Here is a 12,703-nt window from a genome sequence, read left to right on the forward strand (position 1 = left end):
ACAAGCGCCGGTTGCTATTTGGAAGAGAGCACAACGCATGAAAGCCTTGGGCTTTGCCGCTTACTCCGGCGCCGGCAAGACCACCCTGCTGGAGCACCTGATCGCCGCACTGCGTGCGCGTGGGCAGACCGTGTCCACCGTCAAGCACGCCCACCACGACGTGGACATCGACCTGCCGGGCAAGGACAGCTGGCGCCACCGCCAGGCCGGTGCCCAGGAGGTGCTGCTGGTCTGCGACCGGCGCCTGGCCCTGGTGCGCGAGTTCAGCACCGCACAGGACCTGGACGTGCATGCCATGCTGGCCGAGCTGAGCCCCCAGGTCGACTGGGTGCTGATCGAAGGCTTCAAGCACGGCGACCTGCCCAAGGTGGAAATCTGGCGCCAGCCCGACCCCGCCAGTGGCAAGCCCGCCAAGCCCCTGCGCTTTCCCGAGGATCCGCAGGTGGTGGCGCTGGCCACCGACGATGCGGCGGCCCTGCCTCAGCAGCCGCCGGCCCATGTGCAGTTGCTCGACATGAACCAGCCCGCACAGATCGCGGACTGGATGCTGGCCAATGCCAGCCGTTTTGAATACCGTCGCCCACAAGGAGAGCACGCATGAAGCCCCAAGCCCTGACCACCCTGGACGAAGCCCTGGCCGCCGTACTGGCCCAGGCCCTGCCACTGGGCGTGGAGCATGTCGACCTGTTCAACGCCGATGGCCGCGTGCTGCGTGCCGATTGCACCTCGGCCCTGCAGGTGCCGCCCCAGGACAACTCCGCTATGGATGGCTACGCCGTGCGCGTGGCCGACCTCCCCGTCGCCGGCGTGGCCCTGCCCGTGAGCCAGCGCATCCCCGCCGGCCATGTCGGCACCGAACTGCAGCCCGGCAGCGTGGCCCGCATCTTCACCGGGGCCCCCGTGCCTCCCGGTGCCGACGCGGTGCTGATGCAGGAAGACACCACCGTGCTGGAAGACGGGCGCGTGCAGTTCAACGCGACGCCCAAGCCGGGCCAGAACATTCGCCGTGCGGGCGAAGACATTGCCCTGGCCAGCACCGTGCTGGCCGCCGGCACGCGCTTGACGCCCGCCGCCATCGGCCTGGCCGCCAGCATCGGCATGGCCACGCTGCCCGTGGGCCGCAAGCCGCGCGTGGCGCTGTTCTCCACGGGGGACGAACTGGTGCTGCCCGGCACCGTGGCCCCGCAGGACATGCGCCCCGGCAGCATCTACAACAGCAACCGCTATTTCCTGCGCGCGCTGCTGCAGCGGCTGGGCTGCGAGGTGGTGGATGGCGGCATCCTGCCCGACCACCGCGCGCAGACTGCAGAGGCCATTCACCGTGTGGCCCAGGACTGCGACCTGGTGCTGTCCAGCGCCGGCGTGTCCGTGGGCGAGGAAGACCACGTCAAGCCGGCCGTGGAGCAGCAGGGCGCGTTGAACCTGTGGATGATTTCCATGAAGCCCGGCAAGCCGTTTGCGTATGGCCAGGTGTTCCGCAACGGCCAGGATGCCCGCCAGGGCGTGGCGCATTTCATGGGCCTGCCCGGCAACCCGGTCTCCAGCTTCATCACCTTCCTGCTGCTGGTGCGGCCCTTTGTCCTGCGCCTGCAAGGCCTGCAGGACGTCGCCCCCAGGGCCACGACGGTCACCGCGCAGTTCGCCTGGCCCAAGCTGGAAAAGCGCCGCGAGTTTTTGCGCGCCCGCCACGACGGCCAGGGCGGGCTGCAGCTGTTCGGCAACCAGGGTTCGGGCGTGCTGACCTCGACCGTGTGGGGCGATGGCCTGATCGACAACCCGCCGCTGACGCCCATCCAGCCCGGCGACAGCGTGCGCTTCATCCCCTTCACCGAGTTGATGTGAGCACCCCGGAGAGCAACTCTATGAATATCACTGTGCGTTACTTTGCCTCCATCCGTGAGGCCATGGGCACCGGCAGCGAAGCGCTGCAGACCAGTGCCACCACCGTGGGGGCGCTGCGTGAGGCGCTGATGGCCCGCAGCCCCGCGGCCGCGGCCGCCCTGGCCCCGGGCAAGGCTGTGCGCATGGCCCTGAACCAGGACCTGTGCCAGGGCGATGCGCCCCTGAAGGCCGGCGATGAAGTCGCGTTCTTTCCCCCTGTCACCGGGGGCTGAGCCATGAACGATGCTCCCAAGGCGGTGGATGCCGCCATCAGCCGCCGCACGCGCCAGGCCCTGAGCGAGGCCAAGGCCCGCGGCGTGCAGCTGGGCAAGGCCGGTGCGGACAACCTCCGCGCCACGGTGGAAAAGCGCAAGAGCGTCGCAGACGCTTTTGCCAAGCAGCACGCAGCGCTGTTTGCCGAATTCGTGGCGCAGGGCCTGACGCACCGCAAGATGGCCGAAGTCCTCAACGCACGCGGCATTCCCGCCGCCAAGGGCGGGCCGTGGACCCACGGCCAGGTGCAGCGCATCCTGAACCGCTACGCCGACTGGGCCCAGGCCGCTTCGGCCTGACGGCGACCCGGCGCGCGGCTGCGGACCCTCCAGGCCCTGCGCCCCGGCTGGGGCCCGGCCCTAAAAAAAAGCCATCCCCATGTGGCACGGGGATGGCTTTGGGGGCTGTGTCCTGCGGCGGGGCTCAGGTGGCGCTGATGCCCTTGGCCTTGACGATGGCGCTCCAGCGCTCGTAGTCCTTGTTCAGGCGCGCCTGCATCTGCTTGCCGTCCTGGAACGAGGCGATCGCGCCGGCCGTCAGCAGCTTTTGCTGCAGCTCCTTGTCCTTGGCCACGATGTCGCGCGTCTCGCTGGCAATGCGGTCAAGGATGGCCTGGGGCGTGCCCAGGGGGGCGATCAGGCCGCCCCAGGAGTCGAAGTCAAAGCCCGGGAAGCCTTGTTCGGACACGGTCCTGGTCTTGGGCAGCAAGGCCTTGGCATTGGGCGAGCTGAGGGCGATGGCCTTGAGCTTGCCGGCATGGATGTGGGGCAGGGCCGCCACCACGTCGGCAAACATGATGCCGATCTGCCCGCCCAGCAGGTCCGCCACGGCCGGGGCGCTGCCACGGTAGGGCACGTGCATCAGGTCGAACTTGCCCAGTTCCTTGAGCTGCTCCATCGCCAGGTGGCCGAAGCTGCCGGTGCCCGAGCTGGTGAAGTTCAGCGGCTCCTTGCTCTCCTTGATGAAACGGATCAGGCCGGCCAGGTCGTCCACGCCCGGAATCACCGCGGGGTTGACCACGATCGCCATGGGCAGGTCGTAGACGGTGGCGACGGCGGCGAAGTCCTTGGTCACGTCGTAGGCATTGTTCTTGTACATCAGCGGCGCCAGCAGGGCCGGCATGCCGAACATGGACAGGTTGTAGCCGTCGGCCGGGCTCTTGATGAAGCTGGCGGTGCCGATGGAGCCGGAAGCGCCGGGCTTGTTCTCGATGATGATCTGCTGGCCCAGGCGCTCGCTCAGCTTTTGCGCCACGATGCGCGCCGCCGTGTCGGTGGGGCCGCCCGCGGGGAAGGCCACGACCATCTTGATGATCTTGCTGGGCCAGGCGCCCTGGGCCCGGCTGTAGCCGGTCCAGCCCAGCAGCGGGGCGGCGGCACTCCAGGCCAGCAACTGGCGGCGGCGGATGGATGAGGGGTTCATGCGATGTCTCCTTGTTGTACAAACACGGGCGTCAGATGACGCCGTTTTCCTGCAATGCGGCCAGGGCCGCGGTGTCCAGCTGAAGCAGCTCCTGCAGCACGCTGTGGGTGTGCTCGCCCAGGTGCGGGGGCGGGCGGCGCACGGGCAGGCGTTGGCCGTCCATGGCATAGGGCGGGGCCAGCACGGCCTGGGTGCCGGCTTCGGCGTCGTCGTAGCGGTGCAGCAGGCCGGCCTGGGCGGTGCGCTCGGACTGCAGCGCGTCCAGCATGCCCAGCACCTCGCCACAGGGAATCTGCGCGCGCACCAGGCGCTCCAGCAGCTCGGCCCGCGTGAAGCCCTGCAGGGCCTGGCGGATCTGCGGCAGCAGCAGTTCGCGGTGGGCCGAGCGGCCGGTGTTGGTGGCAAAGCGCTCGTCGGCCGCCCAGTCGGGGCGCTGGATCACGTCCTGGCAAAAGCGCTGGAACTGGCCGTTGTTGCCCACGGTGATGACCAGCGGGCCGTCGGCGGCCTCGAACACGCCGTAGGGCACGATGGACGGGTGGGCATTACCGAACTTGGGCGGGTCTCCGTCCTTGAGCAGGGCTTCCATGCCGTAGTAGGAGGTGATCATCACCCCGCAGTCGTACAGGGCCATCTGCACATGGCGGCCCTGGCCGCTGCGCTGGCGGGCGAACAGGGCTGCCAGGATGGCCTGGGCGGAGTACATGCCCGTGAACATGTCCACGGCGGCCACGCCGAACTTCAGCGGGCCCTGGCCGTATTCGCCATTGGTGGCCATGACGCCCGATTCGCCCTGCACCACCAGGTCGTAGCCAGGGCGCTGGGCCTCGGGCGTGAAGCGGGCATAGCCCGAGATCGAGCAGTACACCAGCCGCGGGTTCAGCGCCTGCAGCTGCTCATAGCCCAGACCCAGCTTTTCGGCGCCACCGACCTTGAAGTTCTGGATCACCACGTCGCACTGCGCCGCCAGGTCCTTGGCGATCTGCGCGCCCTGCGGGCTTTGCAGGTCCAGGGTGATGGAGCGCTTGTTGCGGTTGGCGCTGTTGAAGTAGGAAGTGTTGCGCGTGCCGACGCGCACACCCCAGTCGCGGGTGTCGTCGCCGCGGGCGGGGTGCTCGACCTTGATGACGTCGGCGCCCAGGTCGGCCAGGGCCATGGCGCACATGGGGCCGGCCAGCACGCGGGACAGGTCAAGGACGCGGACCCCCGCTAGGGGCAGGTGGGCTGCGTGGATGGATGCAGGCATGGGTGTGGGTCTCCGTCAGGGTGGCCTGTCGCAACTGCGGCGGCCATCGCACAGTGCTTGCATTGTCGGATTGGTATTAATTTTTGACAATTGCAATTAATATTCAACAGATATGAAAACTGAAAGTTGACAATGGACCTGAACGCCCTGGCCCTGTTGGTGGACATCATCGACAGCGGCAACCTCAGCCGTGCGGCGCAGAAGCTGGGCATGAGCCGCGCCAACGTCAGCAAGCGGCTGAACCACTTCGAGAAAAGCCTGGGGGCCGAACTGCTCAAGCGCAGCACGCGCCAGCTGGAGCCCACGGCGCTGGGGCGCCAGCTGTATGCGCACGGCAAGAAAATCCGCCACGAGCTGATGGCGGCCGAGGAGTCGCTGCAGCACCTGGGGCGCAGCCTGGGCGGCACGGTGCGCCTGAGCGTGCCCAGCGGCTACGGCCAGCACACCATGGCGGCGTGGCTGATGGAGTTCATGCGCCGCTACCCGGAGGTGACGCTGGAGGTGATCTTCGACAACGCCATCGAGGACCTGGTCAAGGGCGCGGTGGACTTTGCCATCCGCGTCATGGGCGATGCGCCCAGCCACCTGGTGACGCACAACCTGGGCACGGTGGAATATGCAGCCTGTGCCGCGCCGCAGCTGGTGGCGACCTACGGTCCGGTGCAGACGCTGGCCGCGCTCAAGCAACTGCCGCTGATCACCTCGGAGCTGACGGGCGAAAAGCTCAAGCTGGCCGGCCAGAGCGCGGACATCCGCCCGCGGCTGATGTCGGCCAACTTCTTCTTCCTGCGCGACGCCATCCTGCAGGGCCTGGGCGCCGGCCTGGTGCCGGACTACATGGTGGCCGACGAGATCGCCTCCGGCCACCTGTTGCGGCTGTCTGTGCCGCAGCGCGACCTGGCCTTTCTGCGCTCCAACCTGTACCTGCTGCACATGCCGTCGCGCTACCAGACCAAGGCCCAGCAGACGCTGATGGCCTTCCTGCTGGACAAGGCGCAGGCCCCGGCCGTGGCCGCCTGAGCCGGGGTGGTGCCGGCATGCAAAAGCCGCCCCTGGAGGCGGCTTTTTTGTGAGCAGTCAGCGCCCGTGGGTGCTGGGCTGAAGGCGTATTTCAGGCAGATTCCGTGCCATCGGGCAGTCGCGGTGCCTTCCACTCCAGCAGCTCGGCCAGGCGCTGGATCACCCAGCCGGCCTCCACGGCCGTGACGACCGAGCCCTCGGCCGCCAGCGCGCTGTGAAAGCCCAGCAGCACGCCTTCCTCGCTGGAGTTGCCGCTGTGGTACAGGGTCTGGGCCTGCTCCACCAGGTGGCAGGCCAGGTCCTCGCACAGCTCGTAGCGCGCCACGACCTCGGCGATCGGGGTTTTGAGCACGCCGGCGCGGCTGCGGAACAGGTCGGCAAAGCTGGCCGGGGGCTGGATCTGGCTGGTGTCGTCCATCGGGGGCGCTCAGTCGGGGTCGAACAGGCGCTCGAAACGCACGATGTCGATTTCCAGCTCGCAGGTCACCAGCTGGCCCATGCGGCCGTCCTGCTTGCGCTGGGCCGAGAACAGCGTGGCCCGGCCCTCGAAGTCGTAGTCCGGCAGGTGGATGATGGCGTAGGGGTGGGGCACGAAGCACTGGTGCTCGAACACCACACGGTGTTCGTTGCGGGGCGAGGGGTACAGCATGTACTCCGGCGTGTCGATGGTTTGGGTGGCCATGCGAAAGACAAAAAAGAGGGTGGCGAAAAGCCGCGGGGCCGCAATGCTACCGTGGCTGGGCAGGGTTTCGCTGGCATGTGGGCATGTGCTGCGCGACCTACGCCACAATCTGCGCCATGACTGCACCCCGTGTTTTGATCCAGCACCAAGATTTTGATGTTTCCGCCGAGCTGGCCGCGCTGCGCGCGGGCGATGCGCGCGTGGGGGCGGTGTGCAGCTTCGTCGGCACGGTGCGCGACCGCAACGAGGGCGCCAGTGTCTCGGCCATGGAGCTGGAGCACTACCCCGGCATGACGGAAAAGTGCATCGAGGCCATCATCGACCGCGCCGTGGCGCGCTTCGGCATCTTCGGCGCGCGCGTGATCCACCGCATCGGCCCGCTGCAGCCGCTGGACCAGATCGTGCTGGTGGCCGTCACCTCGGCCCACCGTGGCATGAGCTTTCAGGCCTGCGAGTTCATCATGGACTACCTGAAGTCCGAGGCCCCGTTCTGGAAGCAAGAGCAGACCCCCGAAGGCGCACGCTGGGTGGATGCGCGCGTCAGCGACGAACAGGCCCTGTCCCGCTGGGCCGAGACACCCGCCCACTGACACCCTGCGCCGGCGCAGGCCGGGGCGCGACGGGCTTCTCCCCGGTGGCCGGCGGTGCTGCCATGCCGCCAACGCAGGCCGCACGACGGCGTCAGGCCCGGGCGACAGCGGGGCGCCACCTTGGCCGACAGACGTCGGTTGCGCGGCGGGCCACCATGGCCGGCAGGATCCACCTGGGCCAAGGAGGGCTGCCATGAGCCGGTCGATTGCGGTGCTGGTCACCGAGGGGTTTGAGGACAGCGAATACCTCTCGCCCGTGGACGCCCTGCGGGCCGCAGGCTATGCCATCTTCAACATCGATGTGGAGCCAGGGCGCATCGTCAAGAGCCGCGCGGAGCAACTGCCGCTGCGCATCGATCTGGGCATCGAGCAGGCGCGGGCGGCCGACTATGCGGGCCTGCTGATCCCAGGCGGGCGTTCGCCCGGTGTGCTGCGCCGCGACCCGCGGGTGCTGCAGTTCGTGCGCGACTGCGATGCGCGCCGGCTGCCGATCTTTGCCATCTGCCACGGCCCGCTGCTGCTGGTCAGCGCCGGCGTGGTGCGCGGCCGCGCCATGACCGGCGTGGCACAGATTGCGGACGACCTGCAGCACGCGGGCGCCAGCTATGAGGACAGCCCGGTGGTGGTGGCCGACCGCCAGTTGGTCACCAGCCGCACGCCGGAAGACCTGCCGCTGTTCAACACCGCCATGCTGCAACTGCTGGCCGAGCACCACCCGCCGCTGTGAAGCGCGCGCCCCGCTGCACCGCGCGGGCATGAAAAAACGGGCCCAGGGGCCCGCTTTTGGCTGTGCGAGGAAGCGTGGCCGCAAGGCCGCCTTCCCGCATGCTGTGTCGCGCTTACTGCTTGACGGCTTCCATCTGCAGCACCAGGCGCACGTTCTTGGGGAAGCCCCAGTCCACGCCGTAGTTCACGCCCCACTGGGTGCGGTCGATGGTGGCCTCGAAGTCGCCGCCGCAGACTTCCCGCTTGAGCATGGGGCTGTCGTAGCAGGTGAACTTGTTGGACTTGATGGTGATGGGGTGGGTCTGGCCGTTCAGGGTCAGCTGGCCGGTCACTTCCTTGAGCTTGTCGCCGTCAAAGACGAACTTGTCGGAGACGAACTTGGCTTCGGGGAACTTCTCGGCGTTGAAGATTTCCGCGCTCTTGAGGTGCTTGTCGAAGGCGGCGGTGCCGGAGTTCACGGAGTTCATGTCCAGCGCCACTTCCACCTTGCCGCTCTTGCCGGCCTTGTCGAACTGCACGGTGCCGCTCTTCTTGTCAAAGCGCACGCGGTTGGTCGAGGCGCCGAAGTGGTCGATCTCGAAGGTCGCGAAGGTGTGGGTGGGGTCGATGGCGTAGGCCGCAGGGGCCGCGTGGGCGGCGGTGGCCAGCAGGCCGGTGGCAGTCAGGGCAATCAGGGTCGAGCGCATGGTGGAATCTCCTTGGTGAAAAGCGGGAACAAAGAACACAGATAAAAAAGAGAGCTGCCTGCGCGCGAATTCATTAGGTTTCAAGCCGTAAAGCATCGGAAACCCAAGTGCAGCGCGCGCCAGCTGCTTCCAAAACAGGGCTTAGAGCTTGCCCACGCCGGTCAGGGCCAGCTTGAACTGCACGTTCACCTCGTCGGCCACCATGGAGGTGTCGGCCCAGTCGCCGTCGCCGATCTTGAAGCTCAGGCGCTTGAGCGGCAGCGTCCCGGACGCCGTGGTGATGGTGCCCGATTGCGTCAGCTGCACGGGCACGGAAACCTTCTGCGCCTGGCCCTTGATGGTCAGCGTGCCGTCGATCTGGTACTTGCCGCCGCCCAGGGCCTTGACGGCGCTGGAGTCGAACGTGGCCTTGGGGAACTTGGCGATGTTGAACCAGTCGGCGCTGAACAGGTTGCTGTCGGTCTCCTTGGAGCCCATGGTGGCGCTGCCGGTGTCCACGGTGAAGTGGATCTTGCTGGTCTCGGGCTTGGCGGTGTCGAACTGCACCTGCGCGCTGAACTGCTTGAAGTGGCCGCTGACGGGCACGCCGAGCTGCTTGGCGCTGAACTGGATGCTGCTTTGCGCAGGCACCAGGGCCTGCTGCGCCATGGCGGCGGTGCCCAGCAGGGCGGCGCTGGCCAGCACGGTGGCACGCAGTGGGGAGGTGAAAGTCATGGTCAATCCTTGTGGCGTTCGCAAACAACGGGATGGAAGGGGGTCAGCGCACGCTGCCGGGCCACATGCGGCGCAGCAGCCCGTCGCGGTCGATCACCTGGTGTTTGAGCGCGGCGGCGATGTGCAGGGCCGCCAGGGCCACCAGGGTGTAGGCCGTCAGCATGTGCCAGGGCTTGATGGCCTCGGCCAGGGCCGGGCTGGCGGGCACGAAGTCGGGCAGCTGCCACAGGCCGAACCAGACGATGGGAAAGCCCGCCGCCGAGCTGTAGGCCCAGCCGATCAGCGGCACGGCGAAGAACAGCGCGTACAGCAGGTGGTGCACGCCATGGTGGGCCAGGTGCTGCCAGCGCGGCATGGCGGCGGCCATGCGCGCGGGCAGGGCCGGTGGGCGGTGGACCAGGCGCCAGACCAGGCGCAGCACGCTCAGCAGCAGGATGGTGACGCCGGCCCACTTGTGCCAGTTGTAGTACTTGAGCTTGGCGGGCGAGAACGGCAGCCCCACCATGTACCAGCCGAACACCAGCAGACCCAGCAGGGCGGCGGCCAGCACCCAGTGCAGGGCAATCGCGGTGGTGGTGTAGCGGTGGGCGGGGGAGGTGGGCATGGTGCGGGACAAAGGGGGGCAAAAGCAGGCAGTCTAGAAGGCCTCCTCTGACACAGCATTCAATGCACTTGATGACAAGATTCAAAAGATTGCAAGGAACTTTGCGGCACAAGCCGGCATCGCGGGCCGGCACCGGGCCGGATGGATGGGGCCTTTTCAGGCCAGGCAGCCCTTGAAAACCCTGGCCAAGCCCTTAGCTGTGAAGCAGTTATTGATTTGCTGTTGAAGGAAGCCACCCATGCGCATCGACAAGCTCACCACCAAATTCCAGGAAGCCCTGGCCGACGCCCAGACCCTGGCTCTGGGCAACGACCACGCCTACATCGACCCCCTGCACCTGCTGGCCGCCATGCTGCGCCAGAACGACGGCCCCAAGGCCCTGCTGCAGCGTGCCGGCGCCAATGTGGCAGCCATGTCCACGGCCGTGGAAAACGCCGTCAAGCAGTTGCCCGAGGTTCAGGGCCACGACCAGGTCACCATCGGCTCCGAGCTGGGCAAGCTGATGCAGGCCACGGAAAAGGAAGCCATCAAGCGCGGTGACCAGTTCATTGCCAGCGAGCTGTTTGTGCTGGCGCTGGCCGACAGCGACACCAAGGCCGCCAAGATCGCCAAGGAGCATGGCCTGACCCGCAAGGCCATGGAGGCCGCCATCAGCGCCGTGCGCGGCGGCCAGACCATGGACAGCGCCGAGGGCGAAAGCCAGCGCGAGGCGCTGAAGAAATACACCCTGGACCTGACCGAGCGTGCCCGCATGGGCAAGCTGGACCCGGTGATCGGCCGCGACGACGAAATCCGCCGCGCCATCCAGGTGCTGCAGCGCCGCAGCAAGAACAATCCCGTGCTGATCGGTGAACCCGGCGTGGGCAAGACCGCCATCGTTGAAGGCCTGGCGCAGCGCATCGTCGAGGGCGAAGTGCCCGAAACCCTGAAAGACAAGCGCGTGCTGGTGCTGGACATGGCCGGCCTGCTGGCCGGCGCCAAGTACCGCGGCGAGTTCGAGGAGCGGCTGAAGGCCGTGCTCAATGACGTGGCCAAGGACGAGGGCCGCATCATCCTGTTCATCGACGAAATCCACACCATGGTCGGCGCCGGCAAGGCCGAAGGCGCCATGGACGCCGGCAACATGCTCAAGCCCGCGCTGGCGCGCGGCGAGCTGCACTGCATCGGCGCGACCACGCTGGACGAGTACCGCAAGTACATCGAGAAGGACGCGGCGCTGGAGCGGCGCTTTCAGAAGGTGCTGGTGGAAGAACCCTCGGTGGAGGACACCATCGCCATTCTGCGCGGTCTGCAAGTACGTTATGAGGCGCACCACGGCGTGGACATTACGGACCCCGCTATCGTTGCTGCAGCAGAGCTGAGCCACCGCTACATCACCGACCGCTTCCTGCCCGACAAGGCCATCGACCTGATCGACGAGGCCGCGGCCAAGATCAAGATCGAGATCGATTCCAAGCCCGAGAGCATGGACAAGCTCGAGCGCCGCATGATCCAGCTGAAGATCGAGCGCGAGGCCATGAAGAAGGAAAAGGACGAGGCCTCGCAAAAGCGCCTGCAGCTGATCGAGGACGAATTGATCGAGCTGGAGCGCGAGTACGCCGACCTGGAGGAAATCTGGAAGGCCGAAAAGGCCAGCGCCCAGGGTTCCGAGCAGATCCGCAAGGAAGTGGACGCCATCCGCACCCAGATCGAGGAGTGGAAGCGCAAGGGCGACTTCAACAAGGTGGCCGAGCTGCAGTACGGCAAGCTGCCCGCGCTGGAAAAGCAGCTCAAGGAAGCCCAGGCCAGCGAGGCCGATGGCGAGGCGCCCAAGCACAAGCTGCTGCGCACCCAGGTCGGGGCCGAAGAGATCGCCGAGGTGGTCAGCCGCGCCACGGGCATTCCCGTGTCCAAGATGATGCAGGGCGAAAAGGACAAGCTGCTGCACATGGAAGCCAAGCTGCACGAGCGCGTGGTGGGTCAGGACGAGGCGATCTCGGCCGTGGCCAACGCCATCCGCCGCTCGCGCTCGGGCCTGTCCGACCCCAACAAGCCGCTGGGCAGCTTCCTGTTCCTGGGCCCCACGGGCGTGGGCAAGACCGAGCTGTGCAAGGCGCTGGCCGGCTTCATGTTCGACAGCGAAGAGCACCTGGTGCGCATCGACATGAGCGAGTTCATGGAAAAGCATAGCGTGGCACGCTTGATTGGCGCGCCCCCCGGCTATGTGGGCTATGAAGAGGGCGGGTACCTGACCGAGGCCGTGCGCCGCAAACCCTACAGCGTGCTGCTGCTGGACGAGGTCGAAAAGGCCCACCCCGACGTGTTCAACGTGCTGCTGCAGGTGCTGGACGATGGCCGCCTGACGGACGGCCAGGGCCGCACTGTGGACTTCAAGAACACGGTCATCGTGATGACCAGCAACATCGGCTCGCACCTGATCCAGGCCATGGTCGGTGAGGACAGCGAGGACATCAAGGACGCGGTGTGGGGGGAACTTAAATCCCATTTCCGACCCGAATTCCTCAACCGCATCGATGAAACCGTGGTCTTCCACGGACTGGATGCGGCGCACATCGAGGCCATTGCCCAGATCCAGCTGCAGTTGCTGCAGCGCCGTCTGCAAAAGATGGACCTGGAAATGCACGTGACAGCGCCTGCTTTGGCAGAGTTGGCTAAAGTAGGGTTTGATCCGGTCTTTGGCGCACGTCCGCTGAAGCGGGCCATCCAGCAGCGCATCGAGAACCCGCTCTCGCGCCTGTTGCTGGAAGGCAAGTTCCCGCCCAAGAGCCGGATCGAGGTTTCGGTGGACCCTGTCCAGGCCCCCGGAGTCTTCAATTTCGGTCTGGTCGCCGCCGACGGCGGCGCCTGATCCGGGACGGC

General features: G+C 67.0%; 15 protein-coding genes. 8 read left to right on the plus strand and 7 right to left on the minus strand.

The features are described from left to right. Nucleotides 1–37: 37 nt before the first annotated feature. The 4 genes from mobB to KAQ61_RS02250 are packed head-to-tail and all read left to right on the plus strand — an operon-like array spanning nt 38 to nt 2,453. Nucleotides 38–601, plus strand: coding sequence for a molybdopterin-guanine dinucleotide biosynthesis protein B (gene mobB / locus KAQ61_RS02235; protein ID WP_210930358.1), 564 nt, complete (start codon nt 38–40; stop codon nt 599–601). Next, entirely contained in the window at nt 598–1,842 is a 1,245-nt protein-coding gene (locus KAQ61_RS02240; RefSeq protein ID WP_210930359.1) for a molybdopterin molybdotransferase MoeA, read from the plus strand. The genes mobB and KAQ61_RS02240 overlap by 4 nt, the downstream gene beginning before the upstream one ends. 20 nt (nt 1,843–1,862) lie before the next feature. Continuing rightward, nucleotides 1,863–2,114: a molybdopterin converting factor subunit 1 gene (gene moaD / locus KAQ61_RS02245; RefSeq protein WP_042411193.1), complete on the plus strand. Its 252-nt coding sequence runs from the start codon at nt 1,863–1,865 to the stop codon at nt 2,112–2,114. Between the two features lie 3 nt (nt 2,115–2,117). Continuing rightward, on the plus strand, nt 2,118–2,453 hold the full coding sequence (locus KAQ61_RS02250; RefSeq protein WP_210930360.1) for a recombinase family protein: 336 nt from the start codon (nt 2,118–2,120) through the stop codon (nt 2,451–2,453). A 124-nt stretch (nt 2,454–2,577) separates the two neighbouring features. Here KAQ61_RS02250 and KAQ61_RS02255 read toward each other — a convergent pair whose 3' ends face one another. Further along, complete coding sequence (locus tag KAQ61_RS02255) at nt 2,578–3,576, minus strand: Bug family tripartite tricarboxylate transporter substrate binding protein (RefSeq protein ID WP_042411189.1); 999 nt, start codon at nt 3,574–3,576, stop codon at nt 2,578–2,580. Nucleotides 3,577–3,607: 31 nt separating this feature from the next. After that, complete coding sequence (locus tag KAQ61_RS02260; RefSeq protein ID WP_210930361.1) at nt 3,608–4,822, minus strand: CaiB/BaiF CoA transferase family protein; 1,215 nt, start codon at nt 4,820–4,822, stop codon at nt 3,608–3,610. A 132-nt stretch (nt 4,823–4,954) separates the two neighbouring features. Here KAQ61_RS02260 and KAQ61_RS02265 point away from each other — a divergent pair, with 132 nt between their 5' ends. Beyond that, the gene (locus KAQ61_RS02265) at nt 4,955–5,842 is read left to right on the plus strand and encodes a LysR family transcriptional regulator (RefSeq protein ID WP_183301097.1); all 888 of its coding nucleotides are present in this window, start codon (nt 4,955–4,957) and stop codon (nt 5,840–5,842) included. Between the two features lie 91 nt (nt 5,843–5,933). Here the strand turns inward: KAQ61_RS02265 and KAQ61_RS02270 are convergent, their stop codons facing one another. Continuing rightward, the gene (locus KAQ61_RS02270; protein ID WP_045267288.1) at nt 5,934–6,260 is read right to left on the minus strand and encodes a hypothetical protein; all 327 of its coding nucleotides are present in this window, start codon (nt 6,258–6,260) and stop codon (nt 5,934–5,936) included. 9 nt (nt 6,261–6,269) lie between these two features. Further along, on the minus strand, nt 6,270–6,524 hold the full coding sequence (locus KAQ61_RS02275) for a hypothetical protein (RefSeq protein ID WP_045267287.1): 255 nt from the start codon (nt 6,522–6,524) through the stop codon (nt 6,270–6,272). Between the two features lie 116 nt (nt 6,525–6,640). Here KAQ61_RS02275 and moaE point away from each other — a divergent pair, with 116 nt between their 5' ends. Together moaE and KAQ61_RS02285 are read left to right on the plus strand one after the other, a co-directional pair. Then, the gene (moaE, locus tag KAQ61_RS02280; RefSeq protein ID WP_210930362.1) at nt 6,641–7,114 is read left to right on the plus strand and encodes a molybdopterin synthase catalytic subunit MoaE; all 474 of its coding nucleotides are present in this window, start codon (nt 6,641–6,643) and stop codon (nt 7,112–7,114) included. A 193-nt stretch (nt 7,115–7,307) separates the two neighbouring features. Next, entirely contained in the window at nt 7,308–7,841 is a 534-nt protein-coding gene (locus KAQ61_RS02285; RefSeq protein WP_210930363.1) for a type 1 glutamine amidotransferase domain-containing protein, read from the plus strand. Between the two features lie 112 nt (nt 7,842–7,953). On the opposite strand, the gene KAQ61_RS02290 is transcribed toward KAQ61_RS02285, so the two are convergent. The 3 genes from KAQ61_RS02290 to KAQ61_RS02300 form a co-directional block, all read right to left on the minus strand. Then, on the minus strand, nt 7,954–8,526 hold the full coding sequence (locus KAQ61_RS02290) for a YceI family protein (RefSeq protein WP_210930364.1): 573 nt from the start codon (nt 8,524–8,526) through the stop codon (nt 7,954–7,956). 141 nt (nt 8,527–8,667) lie between these two features. After that, entirely contained in the window at nt 8,668–9,240 is a 573-nt protein-coding gene (locus tag KAQ61_RS02295; protein WP_210930365.1) for a YceI family protein, read from the minus strand. Between the two features lie 43 nt (nt 9,241–9,283). Further along, nucleotides 9,284–9,844 carry a cytochrome b gene (locus tag KAQ61_RS02300; RefSeq protein ID WP_210930366.1) on the minus strand — a complete coding sequence of 187 codons (561 nt, stop codon included), beginning with the start codon at nt 9,842–9,844 and terminating at the stop codon, nt 9,284–9,286. A gap of 238 nt (nt 9,845–10,082) precedes the next feature. Here KAQ61_RS02300 and clpB point away from each other — a divergent pair, with 238 nt between their 5' ends. Then, entirely contained in the window at nt 10,083–12,692 is a 2,610-nt protein-coding gene (clpB, locus tag KAQ61_RS02305; RefSeq protein ID WP_043379218.1) for an ATP-dependent chaperone ClpB, read from the plus strand. Nucleotides 12,693–12,703: the final 11 nt, after the last annotated feature.

Source organism: Comamonas aquatica, from assembly GCF_018064205.1.
GTDB lineage: Bacteria > Pseudomonadota > Gammaproteobacteria > Burkholderiales > Burkholderiaceae_C > Comamonas > Comamonas aquatica.